Here is a 15,840-nt window from a genome sequence, read left to right as displayed (position 1 = left end):
CTACCTCGGCGCTTCGGTGCGCTGGATCAGGTCGGCTACGATGGTCTCGGCGGCGCGGCCCTCGATCTCGGCGGCGGGGCTGAGCAGCATGCGGTGGCGCAGCACCGCGATGGCAAGCGCTTTGACGTCGTCGGGAATGACATAGTCGCGCCCGTCGAGCGCGGCGCGGGCACGGGCAGCGCCGGCGAGCACGACAGCGGCGCGCGGGCTTGCCCCGGCGGCCAGGTCTGCGCTCTCACGCGTCGCGCGAACGAGGCGGACGATGTAATCGACCACCGTCTCGCCCATGGTGACGGTGGCGCATGCCGCCACCGCTTCGGCAATGGCATCGCCTGCGGTCACTGCCGTCACGCCAAGCTTCTCAGGGCTCGGTGCGCCGCGTCCGGCGCCGTAACGCGTGACGATCTGGGCTTCCTCCTCGGCCGAGGGATAATCGACCAGGAGCTTGAACAGGAAGCGGTCTAGCTGCGCTTCAGGCAAAGGGTAGACGCCCTGGCTCTCGATCGGGTTCTGCGTGGCGACGACCATGAAGCGGTCGGACAGCGCGTACGTCTCTCCGTCGAGCGTGACGCGGCGCTCCTGCATCGCCTCGAGCAGCGCGGCCTGGGTCTTGGGCGGGGTGCGGTTGATCTCGTCGCCCAGCAGCAGTTCGTGGAAGATCGGCCCGCGCGTGAGGGTGAACTGGCTGGTCTGGAAGTTGAACAGGTTGGAGCCGAGGATATCGCCCGGCATGAGGTCGGGCGTGAACTGGATACGCCCGAAATCGAGCCCGAGCGTCGCCGCGAAGCTCTGCGCGAGAAGGGTCTTGGCGGTGCCCGGCGGACCTTCGAGCAGCACGTGGCCGCCTGCAAGCAGCGCGATCAGCAGGTGATCGACCACGCCGTCCTGACCCACCACGGCCTTCGCCACTTCGGTGCGGATGGCGCCCGCCATGTCGCGGACATTGTCGAGGTTCATGCGGTAAGGTCCCTTTCGAGGCGTTGCAGGGCAGCGGCGCGCAGCACCACGTCGGTGCTGCGGCGGGCCACGCGCAGGCGCGCGGCAAGTTCGGAATAGCGCGGGCCGGTGTTGCCGAGCCGGGCCTGGAGGCGGTCGATCGCGGCTTCGGTCTCTGCCAGGGTGCGTCCTCGCGGCAGGCCGAGCGCAATGACCAGCCGCTCGCGCGAGGCATCGGCATAAGGCCCGGCGATAAGACGCAGGCGTCCGGAGCGGCGAATCAGGCCGGCGGTGTTGCGCACCAGCATGGTCTTGCCCAGTGGAATCTCGCGCCCTGCGGCGCGCGGCGGGCCGAAGCGATTGAAGCTGCGCCAGCCCGCAGCGAACATCGCCATGACAAGGCAGAGCGTGGCAGCGAGGAACGGCGGCTCGAAGGCGAGCGTGAGGAGATTGCGGCTGGCGCCGAGGCCGTTGAGCGTGAGGTCGAAGGTGACACTCTCGGGCTGCCCGCCGGCAGCGGCGTGGATCAGGCGGCGGGCCATGAGCCCGGTTTCGCGGTTGGCGAGGCCCCAGTTGTCGAGGAGGTCGGGTTCGAACACCAGCACGACAGGGTAGCTGGTGGTATAGGGGCTGCCCGAATCGTCCTCATCCGTTTCATCCTCGCCAGCGCTGTCCATGGTGGGCTGCGGCGGGCTGCGCTCCATGCGGATCCAGTGCTCGAGTGCCGGATTGCTGCCGTCTCGGGTGAGATAGCCGGCGAGAATGCTTCCGCCCGGCGTTTCGATCAGCGCTTCGAGCCCAGGGCCCTCGCCTGCCTGCACGGTGCGGTTATCGGGCAAGGGGCCGCGCAATGCGTCGAGCGCCCCGGAACCCGTCCAGCCGGTTCCCTTGGCCTTGACGAAGCCTACGGCGACGTCGTCGTGGTAGCCCTTCCAAGTGGGCTGCTGGGTGCCTTCGATCCGGGTCCAGCCGCGGCGGCTGGCGGGGTTGCCGAAGTCGGGGAAGGCCCGCCATTTCGGCGTGACGACGAGCGTCGGGCCAATCGTGCGCCGCGCATTGATGATCTCGGCAATGTCGCTGCCCTTCGCATCGGCGGGCGGCGTCAGCACGAGCAGGCCTTGTTCCTTGAGCGCGGCCTTGGCGCGGGCGCGGCGCACGGTCACGCCGTCGGCCTCGAGCATCGCGGCAAGCCCGGCATAGCCGTTGAGCCCTCGCCCGGCGACATGGCCGCCGCCGTTGTTGGTCGCGCCGCCGCCGGTGCCGACCCAGTAGAGCACCGCGAAAAAGGCGAGCGCGCCGATCAGTACGATTCCAAGCGTGGTGCCCCGGCCGAACGTTGCGCCGTTCATCGCCCGGGCCCCAGATCGGCCAGCGCGAAGGCGGCATAGGCCTCGCGCGCGCGGTGCCAGTCGTCGGCCGCGAGTGCGCGCAGGGCATAGAGGCTGCGCTCGACTTCGCGCGCGATCACCGCGAAGGACTGCCGCGCCTGGGCGGGAAGGCCAGGGATCATGCCGATCTCGCGCGCAGTGCTTGACGGGCTGAGCCAGTCCGGCCGGGCTGCGGCGATATGGTGGACGCTGCGCTGGAGAAGCAGGCGGGCCGCCTCGCCGAACCGGCCCTCGGCGGCGAGCGCGTCGGCATCCTCCAGCAGCGCGAGCGCAAGCGCGCGGTCGATCACCGGACGCGCGGCGGCAGGGACGGCTGCTGCGCGCTCCAGCCGCCAGCGCTGGTAGAGCGTCCAGACGATCCACAGTGCGCCGAGCACGGCCAGCGCGGCCAGCACGATCTCGACCCCGTTCCAGCTTGTGCCCAGCAAACGGCCGAGCGGTGCAAACAGATCGGCGAGGAAGCGCAGCACCGCGACCAGCCATTCGGGCGGATCGCTTTTCGGCGGCTGATAGGGCGGAACGGGCGCGTATTGAATCTCGCGCATCGCACGCGCGGCAGTCCACGCGCGTTCGCCTGCATCGGCGGTTTCCGGTCCCGGTGCTCCTGCCACGGTTGACAGTGGTCGCATGGCCGCCGGGGATCGGGCAAGCGATTATCGCGCCGGAACGGCGCCCGACACTTGCCCTTTCAGGCCTTTACCCGCGCGCCCGCTCCAGCGGGTAGGTGCCCAGAATGCGCAGGTCCTTGGCGAAGAACTCCAGCTCCTCGAACGCGCGATCGACCGCCGGCTCGCCCGGCGCGCCGACGATATCGGCGAAGAAGGCGGTGGCGGCGAAGCTTGCTCCGCGCTGATAGCTTTCCAGCTTTGTCATGTTGACGCCGTTGGTCGCAAAGCCGCCCAGCGCCTTGTAGAGTGCAGCGGGAATGTTGCGCACCTCGAACACGAAGGTGGTGATGGCGGTGCCGGTGATCGTCGACAGATCGAGCGGTTCGCGTGCGAGCATGACGAAGCGGGTCATGTTGTCGTGCGCGTCCTCGATGTTCTCGGCGGCGAGGGCGAGGCCATAGAGCTCGGCGGCGATGCGCGGGGCGATCGCGGCAATGGCGGGATCGCCGAGCTCGGCGACATAGGCGGCGGCGCCGGCGGTATCGGCATGCGACATCGGCACGATGCCGCGCGCGCGAAGGTAATGGCGCGACTGGCCGAGCGCCTGCGGGTGGCTGTAGGCGTGGGTGAAGGGGCCGGGGCCCATCCCCATGAGGCAGGCGTGGATCGGCATGAAATGTTCGCCGACAATCGCGAGGTCGCTCTCGGGAAGCAGGAAGTGGATATCGGCGACGCGGCCGTGCTGCGAATTCTCGATCGGAATGATGGCCTGTCCGGCGCGCCCGTCCTTCACCGCATCGAGCGCGTCCTCGAACGAGAAGCACGGCAGTGGCAGGCAATGCGGCAGGGCTTCCAGCGCGGCGCGATGCGAATTTGCGCCCGGCGCGCCCTGAAAGGCGACCGCGCGCCCGGGATCGGTGGCGGCTGCGGCGGACATTTCGGCGACAAGGCGCGCGGCGGGTGCGGGGTAACTGGCCATGGGCGAGCCGATTAGGCCGCGCCGCATCGCTCCACAAGGACCATTCGTAGCTGTCGCCGCGCGGCTTTGGGGCGAAACGTGTCTGCCAAGCCCTTGCAATCTCCTGTGCAATCACTCTTGCGCCCACGCGGGGGCGTGACTAGAGCGGCGGCGACTTTTGGCGCTGCTCGCGGGCGCAAACTCCATATGGGGCTCGGAATGGACGATCGTTTCAATACCATTGCCGGTTGGACCTTGTTCGGCGGCATCGTTGCGCTGGGGCTGTCGAGCCTCTCGGCTCACTACTACCTGGCCGACAAGGAAAACCGCCCCGCGAAGATGGGCTACACGATCGAGGGCGTCGAGGCCGAAGCCGGCGGCGCCGCTGCAGTCGAACCGATTGCTGTACGTCTGGCCAAGGGCGATGCCGCCAAGGGCGAGGCCACCTTTGCCAAGTGCAAGGCCTGCCACACGATCGCACAGGGCGGGGCCAATGGCATCGGTCCGAACCTGTGGGGCGTGGTCGGCGAAGCCCAGGCTGCGGGCCGTGGCGGATATGCCTTCTCGGATGCGCTCAAGGGCAAGGGCGGCAAGTGGGATTTCGCCAGCCTCGATGAGTGGCTGACCTCGCCCGCCAAGTACGCGACCGGTACCAAGATGTCGTTCGCAGGCCTCGGAGATCCGCAGCAGCGCGCTGACGTTATCCTTTATCTGAACTCGCAGGGCAGCAACCTGCCGCTTCCGGCGGCAGAAGCCGCTGCGGCTCCGGCAGCCGAAGCTCCGGCGGCCGATGCGAGCGCGGCTGCCCCCGAGGCAAGCAAAGCCGCCGAGTAAGCGAGAGCCCGGGCCGGAAGCCGGCCCGGGGCTCTACTCCGCGTCCAGCAATCCGGACTGCGACTTTTCGCTTTCACGCAGCACGCGCGCGGCCTGCGTGGACTTTTCCCGTTCGGCGAGTTGCTCCCAGGCGCTTTGCGAACGCAGGAACGTATCGCGCTGATTCGCCAGCTTGGTCTCGCCCGCCGCCTTGCTGCAAAGCTCGGCCTGCCGGATGTAGAAATCCTCGGTCGCGGTCATGATGCTGGTTCTCCTGGGCGGGGTTTTGGCAGGCGGGGCCGGGTTCCGGCTGCCCGCCTTGCCGATGCGGTCAATCGATCATTTGCCCGACGATCTGCCGCAGTTCCTGGGCCGAAAGCACCGGAGAGGTGCGCCGCGTCGTGGTCCGGGGGCGGGTCGGCGCGGGCGTGCGGCTGCCTGGCATGAAGCTGTGGCTGATCGTGAAGGGATGTTGGATAGCAAGTGTCGTTTTCATAAGGTCCTTGGCGCGTCTTGCGCGCCGGTTATCAGGGTATGGTGGCCCGCCCGCGCGCGAGGGTTCTCACGCGCCGCATGCGGGCCGGTGTGGGCTTGCGCTCTGAAGAGAAGCCGGCTCAGCGCCGCTTCTTGAACGCGGCGCCGCCGCCTGCAACTTTCTCGCGGAAGACGATACGGCCCTTGGTCAGGTCGTAGGGCGTCATTTCCACTTTCACGCGGTCGCCCACAATCGAGCGGATGCGGAACTTGCGCATCTTGCCCGCGGTGTATGCGATGATCCGGTGCTCGTTCTCGAGCATCACGCCGAAGCGTCCATCAGGGAGGATTTCGTCGATCTGGCCGTCGAGGGTGAGCACGTCTTCCTTTGCCATGCCTCAGCAAGCCCCATGGGGAGCGGTGCGGGGATTGGCGGGAAGCGCAGCAAGGGCCATGCGGCCTGCCGGAGTATTATTGTAGCTGGTGCCTGAGAGCATCACAGCCTCCTTTCACGAATACAGGATACACGTCCGCAAACGGTGCGGCCGGTGCTGGTGGCGTGAGAGGGGAAAACCCGGCCCGGATCGACGATCCGGCGCATGACATTTCCGTCGCAGGCGACGTTAGCCCTATTCAGGTAGGCGCCGAGGGGGCGAAAGTCAAGGTCGGGCGCCGGAACAGCCTGCGCGCCAAGGCTTGGGTCAGTCCTTCATCCGGACGATGCGGTAGGCATTGTGGTCGCTGGGCAGGATCACATAGGGCGGCTTGAGCTTGGCGCGCACGTTCGAGGCGAGCACCTTGAGATAGTTGTAGGATATCTCCTCGTTGTTACGTCCCAGCGAGGTCCTCAGCCGGTAGTAGGTCACCGGTTCGCCGATCCGGGCGGTGAGCAGTACCAGCAATTGCCGCTCGCGTTTGCCGAGCAGATGCACGTGGGCCACGCGGCCGAGCACGTCGGTCAGCTCCTGCTCGCTGCGCACCACATCGGCCGATGCACGGTAGCGCGCGATGATCGCGGCGCTGCGGGCTTGCGCTTCCTCGGGGCTCATCCGCGCGCTGTCGAACACGTCGTCGAACCCGGCGTTGAGCACTTTGGCCCGCTTGATCGCATGGCTGCGGTGCATCAGCGCGATCTTTGCCTTGAGCTCGAGGATAGGCCGGTTGGCCTTGAGAAACCGGGCGGTGCGCACCGGGTCGTTGCCGCCGATGATCAGCACTGCGTAGTCACGCTCGGCCACCGAAAGGAAGCCCGTCTCGAGATCGGCGAAGGTGTGATATTCCACATTGGTGAACGCGTCCTGGAGCCAGGTGTCGCGCGCACCGCGATGAAGGTCGTTCATCGACAGGTAGCGGATGGAACAGGGCTGGCGCATGACGGGGTACCGATGCGAGGAACAGGAAGGCAGCGCCCGCGACACGCGGGTGGCGAGACCGGACGCGAACAACGCGCGGTGGCCATTGTGCTTTTGACCTATCGAATTGTAGGTCATTTTACCCAACTGTCGATCATGCCGGGTTCCTGGTACTGTGTCCACAAGGCAAGAGGGCGGCGGTATGTCCCGGCCGACGCAGCCGCCTTCCATGGCTAGCATACGCGGCCCGAATTTGGCCGGGAGCGCGAGAATGTCTTAATGAGATGGGCCCGGCCTTGGCACTGCGGAGCGGCTGAAATCCTGCTTTTATCCGGGCCAAGGTAAAGAAATGCTCAGCGGGACCGTAAGGCCTGCGTGAGAAGTCCATGCAAAAAAGTAAATGAAAATATAACCATAGATATAATTCTGATCCGGTGCCTAGCCAGTGCAGGTGGAGGCCCTGCTGCGCAGGCGCACCGTCAGCGCGCCGTCGGCGAAGGTCAGTTCGTTGAAGCCCGCCGGTGTGGCGCGCAGGCGCTGCGACAGCGTGCCTGCGCCGATCATCCGCACAGGGCCCTGCTCTGTCTCGTGCACCAGATCGAAGGCATCGTGGACATGGCCCGAGAGCACGGCCAGCACCCTGCGCCCCGCCAGCGCGGCAAGTGCGCGCGATCCGCCGCGGGTCAGCGCCTTGCCGTGCGTTCCCGTCTCGACCAGCGGGTGGTGGCAGGCGACAAGCGCACGGGTCCCCGGCGGCAGCGCGTCGATCGCGGCAAGGCATGCGGCGAGGCTGCGTTCGCCGACGCGGCCCTTGGACCAGTTGAGCCGGGTCTGCGCGCGTGCCGTCGTCTTGAGCGGGATCAGGGCCAGGCCGGGCAGATTGGCCCCGTGCCCGACCGCAGCCTGCAGCGCGCGGAAGCGGCGATAGGGATCGAGAAAACGCTCGGCGAGGTTGAAATAGGGCAGGTCGTGGTTGCCGACTTCGACCGTGACCGGCACGTCCAGCGCGCGGATCCAAGCGGCGGCGGCGGCGAATTCGCGGTGGCGGGCGCGCATGGTGAGATCGCCGGTGATGGCCACGGCATCGGGCCGTTCGCGCGCAACGCAGTCGGCCACCCAGGCCAGTGCGGCAGTGTCTTCCAGCCCGAAATGGACGTCGCTGATATGGAACAGGCGGGTCATGACGCGCGCTCTAGACCCGCCCCGAGAGGATAAGCCAAGCCGAAACCGCATTGAGCAGGCTGTAGGTGAGATAGGCAAACGCGCCCCACACGATGCCCTCGGATGCCAGCACCAGCCCGCCGAGCAGCATCAGGAACTCGATCACCAGCGAAAGGGCGCGGCTGAGCGCGTGGTCCAGCCACGGCATCAGCTCAAGCAGCGGATGGCCGCTTTCCATGATGGCCCGGTGCAGCGCGAAGTTGCCGACGCCTAGCAGGAAGATGATCAGAATCGCCATGCCCGGCGAGAGGATAGGCGCCACGCATGGTCCTGTCACCCCGAGGACGCGCGGCGCCTGTCGCTCGTGGGCCCGGATCGGCAGTTCGTCGGGCGTCCGCGCGGTTTGTCGGCAGGTCGGGCGGCCCGGTCGAGCCCGGCGCGCATGCGCGGCGCGATTCGCCTAGCAGAATGGGTATGCGGCGGTGGCAAGGCCCCCTGAACCGGACCGGCCCGCTCCACCGATGCTCCGCTCAGCCGCCCGCAGCGGCAAGGCAAAACGTGTAACCCAAGCGAAGGATACTGCCATGCTCAAGACTTCTCTGATCGCCGCGGGCCTTGCTGGCCTCGTTCTCTGCACCCAGCCTGCCGCTGCCCAGGCGCCGGCCAACCCCGAACTGACGGTGCAGCACCGCCTTGTTCCCTACGCCGATCTCGATCTCACCACGAAGCAGGGTCAGGCTCGGCTCGATAGCCGCCTGCGCCGCGCTGCCTCTGCGGTCTGCGATACGAACACCGGCCCGCACCCGCTCAACGAGGCGATGGCGGCGCGCCGCTGCTACCGCGATGCGTTGCAGTCCGCGCAGCGCACGATGGCCAGCCTCGGCACGGTCAAGGTGGCGGCGCGCTGAACGCGCGGCCTCACCGGGCAAGACTATACGGAACGTTCCGGCCAGCGGAATCCAGTCCCCTCCGCGACCGGCGTGAAGGGTCGCCGCCAACCCGAGGCTCCTGCCCCCAGGACCCGGGCCGGGCGGCGGCCCGCTTTTTCAGGGGCGGACGAAAGCGCGGTGGGTCGTGCTCGCCGCCTCGGCGCTGGCCTCGACGTCGCGCCATTCGCGCCAGATCAGATCCTCGCCCGCCAGAACGCGATCGTCATGCGCGCGGATAGTGATCGGCGCGATCGGCAGACCGTCGCGGCAATCGCACAGCACCGGATTGGCCGGCACGTTCATTTCCCACTTCTCGCCCCACTGTCGCAGCGCCAGCATGGCGGGGAGCAGATCGAGGCCCTTGGGCGTCAGCCGGTATTCGATCCGGCGGCGGTCATCCGCGCAGTGCTCGCGCTTCAGAATGCCAGCCTCGACCAGCCGCGACAGCCGGTTGGAGAGGATATTGCGCGCGATGCCGAGCGATTCGAGGAAATCCTCGAAATGGCGGATGCCGTTGAACGCGGCGCGCAGGATCATGAACGACCATCGCTCCCCCATCGCTTCAAGCGCACAGGGAAGGCCGCAGGCGGCCAGATCGGCGAGGGATTCGCGAAGTTTTTCCATGACGCTTTGTTTCATACTCCAATCGCGACCGCAATGTAAGTTTCTAGTTGCAACTCGAAACCTAATCAGGTAGGTATCGATTCGCAACGGAAATCGCATCCTCTCCACCAGGCGGACCGGGCAGGTGCTCAAGTGCATCCACCCGGTCCACCAACCCCGCAGTTTCCGGGCAAGACACTGTCAAAAAATGCCAAAGGGGAAATCCAATGACTGCCATCCGTAACAGCGCGCTGCGTCAGCTGCTCCCGGCCGTTCTCGCGCTCGTCGGCACCGCCGCGAGCTTTGCGGTAACCGCGACTCCGTCGCGCGCTGCCGATGCGAGCTCGTACTACTCTGTCACGCTCGCCGCGCCCGTCGCCAAGCCTGCCAAGCTCATGCTGGGCGACATCCTGTGGAACTGCGCCGGGGATTCGTGCTCGGCCGCGCAGGATACCGCCCGCCCGGTCGTGGTCTGCACCAAGCTGGCCGCCAAGGTCGGCACGATCAATCGCTTCGTCACCCCCAAGGGTGAACTGGCGGCCGAAGACATGGCCCGCTGCAACACGCCCAAGGCCTGATCGACCCGCTTCACTCATTCCAACCGTCTCTTCAGCGCGCGCACTCCACTCACACCCTTAAGCGCGCCCCCTGACGCGGCTGCGGCACAGTCTCCCTGGCTGTCCGCAGCCGCTTTTTTTTGTGCGAGACGGCCTGGAGGCGCGGGCCTATGCTACGCCTGATGCTGCGTATCCTCTCCGCCGCCGCGCTGATCCTCGCGCCCGCCTCCTCGCCGATCCAGGCCGCGCCGTCCCAGCCGGCGGCGCCTGATGCCCAGCTGCGCGCCGACCTGCACTGTGCGGCGGCCTTTGCCATCGCCGCTTCCGAACAGGCGCGGGGCAGCGCTGCCGCCATGGCGCTCCCCCCCCTGGCGGTGCGGGGCAAGCGCTTCTTCGCCGATACCGGCACGCGCGCGGTCGAGCAGGGCGGGATGACGCAAGGCGCGGTGCGCGATCTTCTTGTGGCCGAAGTCGCCGAAATGCAGCGCCGCGCTGCTGCCGATCCGGACCGCGAACTGACCGGTGCGGTCAAACCCTGCCTCGCCCGGCTCGATGCAGTGGTGCCGCCGCTCCAGACGCCCGATCTTGCCCAATGCACCGCGATCCTCACGCTTGCCTACGAAGAAGAGCGCATGCGCCAGCCGCAAGGCAGCTCGGCGCGCGATCTGCAGACACTGGCGCAAGTGCTTGCCTCGCGCGCGCGCAGCGCCTTCATCGCCGCCGGCAAGAGCGGGGACGGCGCCGATGCCGCGCTCGAAGCTGCGCGCGACGCGATGCGCGCCGATGCGGCCGCTCGCCCGGGCGGTGTCGACAACTACGATATCGCCCATTGTTACGATCTGGCCGCGCCGGATGCGAAATCGCACTACTGATCGGGCGCGGCTTGGGCTAACTTCGGGCCGGAATGGACTGGGAGGGACAAGACGTGGAAGCGGTGCTGATCCTGATCGTGGGCCTGGCGGTGATCTATCTCGCCATGGGCATCCGTGTGGTCCGGCAGGGCCATGTCTACACGATCGAACGGCTGGGCCGCTATTCGCTCGCTGCACAGCCCGGGCTCCACTTCATCGTGCCGTTCATCGACCGGGTCGGCCACAAGGTCAACATGATGGAGCAAGTGCTGGATATCCCCGGGCAGGAGATCATCACGCGCGACAACGCGATGGTTGGCGTCGATGCGATCGTGTTCTTCCAGGTGCTCGATGCGGGCAAGGCGGCCTACGAGGTTTCGAACCTCTATGTCGCGATCATGCAGCTCACCACAACGAACTTGCGCACGGTGATGGGCTCGATGGACCTCGATGAGACACTGTCGAAGCGCGACGAAATCAATGCGCGCCTGCTCAACGTGGTCGACCATGCAACCTCGCCCTGGGGCCTCAAGATCACCCGCGTCGAGATCAAGGATATCCGCCCGCCGGCCGACATTTCCAATGCCATGGCCCGCCAGATGAAGGCCGAGCGCGAGAAGCGCGCGCAGATCCTCGAGGCGGAAGGCTCGCGCGCATCGGAAATCCTCAAGGCCGAAGGGCAGAAGCAAGCGCAGATCCTTGAGGCCGAGGGGCGAAAGGAAGCCGCGTTCCGCGACGCCGAGGCGCGTGAACGCTCTGCCGAAGCCGAAGCGCGGGCGACGGCGGTGGTCTCGGACGCGATCGCCTCCTCGGGTACGCAGGCGCTCAACTACTTCATCGCGCAGAAATACGTCGAGGCAGTGAAGGAGTTTGCGACCTCGCCCAATGCCAAGACGATCCTCTTCCCGATCGAGGCGACGCAGCTGGTCGGCGCGCTGGGGGGGATTGGCGACCTGCTGGGCGATGCACTGAGCCCGAAGCCCGGCGCGCCGCCGCCGAGCAGCCCGCGGGTGCCGCGCGTGGCGCCAACGCCGCCAGCCCCGCCGCCATCGCCCCCGCCCTCGGCGCAAGGCTGAGCCGATGACGCTGCTGACCGAACTTCTGGGCCTCCACTGGGGCTGGATGGCGCTGGGTGTGGCGCTTGCCATCGCCGAGATCGCGGCGCCGGGCTATTTCCTGATCTGGCTGGCGGCGGCAGCGCTCATTACCGGGCTGGTCGCGGCAGCCCTTCCGGTCGGGCTTGAGGCGGAGATTCTGCTCTTCGTCGTGCTATGCGCGCTCTCGCTGGCAGCAGGGCGGCGCTGGGTGCTCCGCCATCCGGTGACGAGCGCCGATCCCATGCTCAATGATCGTGGCGGGCAGATCGTCGGCCAGAGCGTGGTCGTCACGCATGTTATCGAGGGCGGCAGTGGGCGCGTGCGTCATGGCGATACCGAATGGCTGGCGCGCGGGCCCGATGCGCAGCCCGGCACGCGCATGCGGATTTCGGGACATGAGGGGACGGTGCTGCTGGTCGAGCACCTCAACTGAAGCCGCCCTGCGCGGGCGCGGTCAGACCGCCTTGCGGCCGAAGCCGGTCCTCACCGGCGCGGGCGGCGCGGGGATCGGAGCCGCGGGCCGGGGTTCGGACCTGTTCTGCTGCATGTAGCGGGCAAGCGCCGCATCGGCATCGAACGAGGAGATTTCCTCGTCCGCGATTTCAGCCATGCGCGACTTCTTCCGGGCGGGCGCGGCGGCACGCCCGGTGATCGTGCGGAACGCGGCAAGCCCGCCGCGAAGGAAAGCGACCAGCGCGATCACGATCAGCGCCAGCGCGGCCGAATGGTAGCCGAGGCGCGCTTCCGATCCGATCGGTGAGAGGTCGCCCAGCAACTCGATGCGCCGGGCCAGAAAATAGAAGCCGAACCCCGTAACGATCGAGGACACACCCATTCCGCGCCGGGCCATCGCCGCACCTTTCCGATTGCGAGCGCGACGCTAGCCGGGCGGAGTAAAGTTTCGGTGCATGGCCTTGTCCCGCGCGCGCGGCGATTCCATATTGGCGAGGCCAGAGGAGATCCGATCCATGCCCGACAAGATGAACCTGACCGATGCCGAATGGCGCGCGCGGCTTTCGCCCGAGCAGTATCAGGTCCTGCGCCAGGGCGGTACCGAACGGGCCTTCACCGGCAAGTACGAGAAGAACAAGCTGACCGGCCAGTACCACTGCGCCGGCTGCGGTGCGCCGCTGTTCGAATCCGCCACCAAGTACGATAGCGGCTCGGGCTGGCCGAGCTTCACCGCGCCGGTCGAGCCCGAAGCGGTCGATGAGCACCGCGACGTGAGCCATGGCATGATCCGCACCGAAGTGCGCTGTGCGCGCTGCGACGGGCACCTTGGCCATGTCTTTCCCGATGGCCCCGGGCCGACCGGCCTGCGCTACTGCATGAACAGCGCGTCGCTCGATTTCACGCCGGAAGATTAAGCCGGGCGGGCGTATTCCGGCTTGTCCCCGATAGTGTGGTGTGCGGCGGGTTAACGCTGTGTTCGGAATCGCCTATGCATCAGGCGCCGAGGGCAGGCGCGACTGTCTCGACCAGGCAGTGGGCCGCATAAGGGAGCTGACGCAAAGCTGATGGCCAGACGGGATTTCCCCCGCCGCTCCGATCCGGAGCGCAGCCCTGCGCCGCGCGAGCGTGAGCCGGGCCAGACCTCGTTTCTCGGCCGCTGGCTGCGCCGGCTGCTAGTGTGGGGTACGGCGCTTACCTTGCTGGCGGCGATGGCACTGGCGGTCGCGGTCTTTGTCACGGAGCGCTCGCTGCCCAGCTACGAGCGGATGAAATCGACCCAGACCGGCCAGACCATCGTGGTCCGCGCCAGCGACGGGTCGGAAATCGTCACCCTCGGGCCCAGCTACGGGCGATGGGTGCCTTATGAGCGCATTCCCCAGACGCTCAAGGACGCGATCCTTTCGGTCGAGGATCGCCGCTTCGAGGATCACTGGGGCGTCGATCCGGTCGGTATCGCGCGCTCGGTCTGGGTGCGGATCCAGTATGGGCAGTGGCGTCAGGGCGCCTCGACGATCACCCAGCAGCTGGCGCGCAACATCTTCCTCAACAACAGCCGAACCTTCGATCGCAAGATTCGCGAGGCGTTGCTGGCCCTGGCGATCGAGCGAAAGTTCACCAAGGACCAGGTGCTCGAGCTTTATCTCAACAAGGTCTATTTCGGCGGCGGAGCTTATGGCGTCGATTCCGCTGCGCGGAAATTCTTCGGCCATTCCGGCGAGCAGCTCAGCCTGGCCGAGGCCTCGATCATAGCCGGCCTCGTCAAGGCGCCCTCGCACTATTCGCCCACCGCCGATCCAGACGCGGCGGTAAAGCGCGCGAAAACCGTGCTGGGCACGATGGTTCGGGCCAACAAGCTCACTCCGGCCGAATCGGCAGCCGTCGATCTCAAGGGCGTGAAATTCGCCTCAGAACAGGGCCAGAACTCGGCACGCTATTTCACCGACTGGGTGCTGCCGCAGCTTGACCTCGTCCTGCCCGACAACGACCAGCCGATCGAGGTCTGGACCACGCTCGAACCCGCTGCGCAGCACGCCGCGACCGACGCAATCCAGGCCAATGTACCCAAGGGCGCGCAAGGCGCGCTGGTCAGCCTTGACCGTGACGGTGCGGTTTTGGCGATGATCGGCGGCACCGACTACGTCACATCGAACTACAACCGTGCGGTCAATGCGGTGCGCCAGCCGGGTTCGGCGTGGAAGCTGTTCGTCTATCTCGCCGCGCTGGAGGCCGGGTACACCCCCGATGCCAAGGTCAAGGACGAGCCGGTGACGATCGACGGCTGGAGCCCGCGCAATTCGGGCGGGACGTATGCCGGCGAGATCGATGTCCGCAGCGCCTTTGCCTATTCGAAGAACACCGTGGCGGCGCAGCTGGGCAACGAGGTTGGTTTCGGCGCGGTGGCCAACATGGCGCGGCGCTTCGGCATCACGACCCCGATCAACACCATGCCCGCGATGGTGCTGGGATCCTCCAATGTGCGCGTGATCGACATGGTGCGCGCGTTTGCTGCAGTTTCGGCCAAGGGCAGCGCGATCACGCCCTATGGCATCCGCAAGATCACCTCGACCGAGGGCGAAGTGCTCTACAGCCACCGGCCCGACCCGGTGCAGCAGCTCGTGCCGAACTATGTCGCGGCGGGGATTACCGATCTGCTGCAATCGGCGGTGAGCATCGGCACGGGCCGCGCCGCGCAGATCGGCCGCCCGGTGGCGGGCAAGACCGGCACGACAAGCTCGAACAAGGACGGCTGGTTCCTCGGCTTCTCGAGCGGGATCACCACCGGCGTGTGGATGGGCCGCGATGATGCGCGTCCGGTGCCCGGTCTTCAGGGCGGTACCGCCCCCGCGCGCGCCTTTGCCGCCTTCATGAAGATTGCGACCGCCAAGCGGCCGCCCGAGCGGTTCGACACCGAGGTCAAGCTGCCGCAGTGGCAGCTCGAACCCGATGACGAGTCGATGCAGGCCAATCCCGATGGATACTTCTACGCCGATCCCGATGGCAACATCATCGAGCCGGGCGCACAGGGCCGTACACCGAGCGCCGACAGCGTGGTGCCGAGCGGCGAGCAGGGCGTGCCCGTGCCGGAAGGGGCGCCCGCTGCGGCAGGCGATGATTTCCTGAACCGCGCCACGGGCCGCCAGAACGAGCCCCCGCGTCCCAAACCCAAGCCCTCGCAGAGCCCCAAGCCGAACTGACTCAGGCCCGGCGCACGAGCACGCCGCTGCCGGCAATGCCGATCAGGAACGTGACCAGTGCCAGGCTGTTGGGCACGACATTGAGCGCAAAACCCGTCAGCACCGAGAGCGTGCTGTCGAGCATGTACCAGGTTAGCATGCCGATGGTCGCTGCCTGCCACAGTGGCCGCCCCGCTGCCCCCAGCGTGGCGGCCTGGCGCAGCACCAGCGCCATCAACACGATCCAGCCGAGGAACACGCCGCCGAGGATGCCGGTGACGAAGCGGAGGGCGGGGTCTAGCTCGACCGGCACGCCGCCGTTCACCAGCATGAGACCCAGCCGGAACGGTGCTTCGGTCGCGGGCAGCGCCCCGCCCGCGACGGCCAGGGCGAACACCACCATCGAGACCAGCCAGAACTGGAACCAAGCCTGCCAGAAAGCGCTCATACCCTGTATCTCCGATTTGCGATGGGCTTGCTGGCGCAT

The 15,840-nt window shown here is 67.2% G+C and carries 21 protein-coding genes; 8 read left to right on the top strand and 13 right to left on the bottom strand.

Translation table 11 applies throughout. The features are described 5' to 3' along the window. The 4 genes from WCL10_RS00540 to WCL10_RS00525 form a co-directional block, all read right to left on the bottom strand. Entirely contained in the window at positions 1–957 is a 957-nt protein-coding gene (locus WCL10_RS00540) for a MoxR family ATPase (protein ID WP_336893656.1), read from the bottom strand. Continuing rightward, the gene (locus WCL10_RS00535; RefSeq protein WP_336893655.1) at positions 954–2,285 is read right to left on the bottom strand and encodes a DUF4350 domain-containing protein; all 1,332 of its coding nucleotides are present in this window, start codon (positions 2,283–2,285) and stop codon (positions 954–956) included. Before WCL10_RS00535 ends, WCL10_RS00540 begins: the two co-directional genes overlap by 4 nt. Continuing rightward, positions 2,282–2,935 carry a hypothetical protein gene (locus WCL10_RS00530; protein ID WP_336893654.1) on the bottom strand — a complete coding sequence of 218 codons (654 nt, stop codon included), beginning with the start codon at positions 2,933–2,935 and terminating at the stop codon, positions 2,282–2,284. Before WCL10_RS00530 ends, WCL10_RS00535 begins: the two co-directional genes overlap by 4 nt. Before the next feature lie 85 nt (positions 2,936–3,020). Beyond that, entirely contained in the window at positions 3,021–3,911 is an 891-nt protein-coding gene (locus tag WCL10_RS00525) for a prephenate dehydratase (protein ID WP_336893653.1), read from the bottom strand. A 198-nt stretch (positions 3,912–4,109) separates the two neighbouring features. Between WCL10_RS00525 and WCL10_RS00520 the strand changes: the two genes are divergently transcribed. Beyond that, positions 4,110–4,724, top strand: coding sequence for a cytochrome c family protein (locus tag WCL10_RS00520; protein WP_336893652.1), 615 nt, complete (start codon positions 4,110–4,112; stop codon positions 4,722–4,724). Positions 4,725–4,757: 33 nt separating this feature from the next. On the opposite strand, the gene WCL10_RS00515 is transcribed toward WCL10_RS00520, so the two are convergent. The 6 genes from WCL10_RS00515 to WCL10_RS00490 all read right to left on the bottom strand — a co-directional run bounded on the left by WCL10_RS00515 (position 4,758) and on the right by WCL10_RS00490 (position 8,012). Further along, the gene (locus tag WCL10_RS00515; RefSeq protein ID WP_336893651.1) at positions 4,758–4,964 is read right to left on the bottom strand and encodes a hypothetical protein; all 207 of its coding nucleotides are present in this window, start codon (positions 4,962–4,964) and stop codon (positions 4,758–4,760) included. A 70-nt stretch (positions 4,965–5,034) separates the two neighbouring features. Further along, the gene (locus WCL10_RS00510) at positions 5,035–5,199 is read right to left on the bottom strand and encodes a hypothetical protein (protein WP_336893650.1); all 165 of its coding nucleotides are present in this window, start codon (positions 5,197–5,199) and stop codon (positions 5,035–5,037) included. A gap of 118 nt (positions 5,200–5,317) precedes the next feature. After that, the gene (gene infA, locus WCL10_RS00505) at positions 5,318–5,572 is read right to left on the bottom strand and encodes a translation initiation factor IF-1 (protein ID WP_336893649.1); all 255 of its coding nucleotides are present in this window, start codon (positions 5,570–5,572) and stop codon (positions 5,318–5,320) included. Between the two features lie 306 nt (positions 5,573–5,878). Then, positions 5,879–6,517 carry a hypothetical protein gene (locus WCL10_RS00500; protein ID WP_336893648.1) on the bottom strand — a complete coding sequence of 213 codons (639 nt, stop codon included), beginning with the start codon at positions 6,515–6,517 and terminating at the stop codon, positions 5,879–5,881. Positions 6,518–6,967: 450 nt separating this feature from the next. Then, complete coding sequence (locus tag WCL10_RS00495) at positions 6,968–7,711, bottom strand: metallophosphoesterase (RefSeq protein WP_336893647.1); 744 nt, start codon at positions 7,709–7,711, stop codon at positions 6,968–6,970. Positions 7,712–7,721: 10 nt separating this feature from the next. Further along, positions 7,722–8,012 carry a hypothetical protein gene (locus WCL10_RS00490; protein WP_336893646.1) on the bottom strand — a complete coding sequence of 97 codons (291 nt, stop codon included), beginning with the start codon at positions 8,010–8,012 and terminating at the stop codon, positions 7,722–7,724. Between the two features lie 262 nt (positions 8,013–8,274). Here WCL10_RS00490 and WCL10_RS00485 point away from each other — a divergent pair, with 262 nt between their 5' ends. Next, a complete protein-coding gene (locus WCL10_RS00485; RefSeq protein ID WP_336893645.1) occupies positions 8,275–8,598 on the top strand; it encodes a UrcA family protein in 324 nt (107 codons plus the stop codon). 138 nt (positions 8,599–8,736) lie between these two features. Here the strand turns inward: WCL10_RS00485 and WCL10_RS00480 are convergent, their stop codons facing one another. Then, on the bottom strand, positions 8,737–9,243 hold the full coding sequence (locus WCL10_RS00480) for a helix-turn-helix domain-containing protein (RefSeq protein WP_336893644.1): 507 nt from the start codon (positions 9,241–9,243) through the stop codon (positions 8,737–8,739). Between the two features lie 206 nt (positions 9,244–9,449). On the opposite strand from WCL10_RS00480, the gene WCL10_RS00475 reads away from it, so the two are divergent. The 4 genes from WCL10_RS00475 (at position 9,450) to WCL10_RS00460 (ending at position 12,160) form a co-directional block, all read left to right on the top strand. Further along, positions 9,450–9,800 (top strand): hypothetical protein, encoded by a 351-nt coding sequence (locus WCL10_RS00475; protein WP_336893643.1) that lies wholly within the window; start codon positions 9,450–9,452, stop codon positions 9,798–9,800. Positions 9,801–9,949: 149 nt separating this feature from the next. Further along, a complete protein-coding gene (locus WCL10_RS00470; RefSeq protein WP_336893642.1) occupies positions 9,950–10,651 on the top strand; it encodes a hypothetical protein in 702 nt (233 codons plus the stop codon). Positions 10,652–10,683: 32 nt separating this feature from the next. Further along, positions 10,684–11,706, top strand: coding sequence for an SPFH domain-containing protein (locus WCL10_RS00465; protein WP_336893641.1), 1,023 nt, complete (start codon positions 10,684–10,686; stop codon positions 11,704–11,706). Between the two features lie 4 nt (positions 11,707–11,710). Next, positions 11,711–12,160 carry an NfeD family protein gene (locus WCL10_RS00460; protein WP_336893640.1) on the top strand — a complete coding sequence of 150 codons (450 nt, stop codon included), beginning with the start codon at positions 11,711–11,713 and terminating at the stop codon, positions 12,158–12,160. 21 nt (positions 12,161–12,181) lie between these two features. Here WCL10_RS00460 and WCL10_RS00455 read toward each other — a convergent pair whose 3' ends face one another. Beyond that, positions 12,182–12,577, bottom strand: coding sequence for a hypothetical protein (locus tag WCL10_RS00455; RefSeq protein ID WP_336893639.1), 396 nt, complete (start codon positions 12,575–12,577; stop codon positions 12,182–12,184). 118 nt (positions 12,578–12,695) lie between these two features. Between WCL10_RS00455 and msrB the strand changes: the two genes are divergently transcribed. Together msrB and WCL10_RS00445 are read left to right on the top strand one after the other, a co-directional pair. Next, positions 12,696–13,094, top strand: a complete 399-nt coding sequence (msrB, locus tag WCL10_RS00450) for a peptide-methionine (R)-S-oxide reductase MsrB (protein ID WP_336893638.1) — start codon at positions 12,696–12,698, stop codon at positions 13,092–13,094. A gap of 150 nt (positions 13,095–13,244) precedes the next feature. Further along, on the top strand, positions 13,245–15,374 hold the full coding sequence (locus WCL10_RS00445) for a PBP1A family penicillin-binding protein (protein ID WP_336893637.1): 2,130 nt from the start codon (positions 13,245–13,247) through the stop codon (positions 15,372–15,374). A 1-nt stretch (position 15,375) separates the two neighbouring features. On the opposite strand, the gene WCL10_RS00440 is transcribed toward WCL10_RS00445, so the two are convergent. Then, the gene (locus tag WCL10_RS00440) at positions 15,376–15,801 is read right to left on the bottom strand and encodes a hypothetical protein (protein ID WP_336893636.1); all 426 of its coding nucleotides are present in this window, start codon (positions 15,799–15,801) and stop codon (positions 15,376–15,378) included. Positions 15,802–15,840 lie beyond the last annotated feature (39 nt).

It is taken from the genome of Novosphingobium sp. (genome assembly GCF_037133355.1).
Classification (GTDB): Bacteria; Pseudomonadota; Alphaproteobacteria; order Sphingomonadales; family Sphingomonadaceae; genus Novosphingobium.
This window is presented reverse-complemented; position numbering and strand designations above follow the sequence as displayed.

Coding starts and splice junctions, on each gene's coding strand:
- WCL10_RS00540 (WP_336893656.1), bottom strand. CDS start 957: ATGAACCTCGACAATGTCCGCGACATGGCGGGCGCCATCCGCACCGAA.
- WCL10_RS00535 (WP_336893655.1), bottom strand. CDS start 2,285: ATGAACGGCGCAACGTTCGGCCGGGGCACCACGCTTGGAATCGTACTG.
- WCL10_RS00525 (WP_336893653.1), bottom strand. CDS start 3,911: ATGGCCAGTTACCCCGCACCCGCCGCGCGCCTTGTCGCCGAAATGTCC.
- WCL10_RS00520 (WP_336893652.1), top strand. CDS start 4,110: ATGGACGATCGTTTCAATACCATTGCCGGTTGGACCTTGTTCGGCGGC.
- WCL10_RS00515 (WP_336893651.1), bottom strand. CDS start 4,964: ATGACCGCGACCGAGGATTTCTACATCCGGCAGGCCGAGCTTTGCAGC.
- WCL10_RS00510 (WP_336893650.1), bottom strand. CDS start 5,199: ATGAAAACGACACTTGCTATCCAACATCCCTTCACGATCAGCCACAGC.
- infA (WP_336893649.1), bottom strand. CDS start 5,572: ATGGCAAAGGAAGACGTGCTCACCCTCGACGGCCAGATCGACGAAATC.
- WCL10_RS00500 (WP_336893648.1), bottom strand. CDS start 6,517: ATGAACGACCTTCATCGCGGTGCGCGCGACACCTGGCTCCAGGACGCG.
- WCL10_RS00495 (WP_336893647.1), bottom strand. CDS start 7,711: ATGACCCGCCTGTTCCATATCAGCGACGTCCATTTCGGGCTGGAAGAC.
- WCL10_RS00485 (WP_336893645.1), top strand. CDS start 8,275: ATGCTCAAGACTTCTCTGATCGCCGCGGGCCTTGCTGGCCTCGTTCTC.
- WCL10_RS00480 (WP_336893644.1), bottom strand. CDS start 9,243: ATGGAAAAACTTCGCGAATCCCTCGCCGATCTGGCCGCCTGCGGCCTT.
- WCL10_RS00475 (WP_336893643.1), top strand. CDS start 9,450: ATGACTGCCATCCGTAACAGCGCGCTGCGTCAGCTGCTCCCGGCCGTT.
- WCL10_RS00470 (WP_336893642.1), top strand. CDS start 9,950: ATGCTACGCCTGATGCTGCGTATCCTCTCCGCCGCCGCGCTGATCCTC.
- WCL10_RS00465 (WP_336893641.1), top strand. CDS start 10,684: ATGGACTGGGAGGGACAAGACGTGGAAGCGGTGCTGATCCTGATCGTG.
- WCL10_RS00460 (WP_336893640.1), top strand. CDS start 11,711: ATGACGCTGCTGACCGAACTTCTGGGCCTCCACTGGGGCTGGATGGCG.
- WCL10_RS00455 (WP_336893639.1), bottom strand. CDS start 12,577: ATGGCCCGGCGCGGAATGGGTGTGTCCTCGATCGTTACGGGGTTCGGC.
- msrB (WP_336893638.1), top strand. CDS start 12,696: ATGCCCGACAAGATGAACCTGACCGATGCCGAATGGCGCGCGCGGCTT.
- WCL10_RS00445 (WP_336893637.1), top strand. CDS start 13,245: ATGGCCAGACGGGATTTCCCCCGCCGCTCCGATCCGGAGCGCAGCCCT.
- WCL10_RS00440 (WP_336893636.1), bottom strand. CDS start 15,801: ATGAGCGCTTTCTGGCAGGCTTGGTTCCAGTTCTGGCTGGTCTCGATG.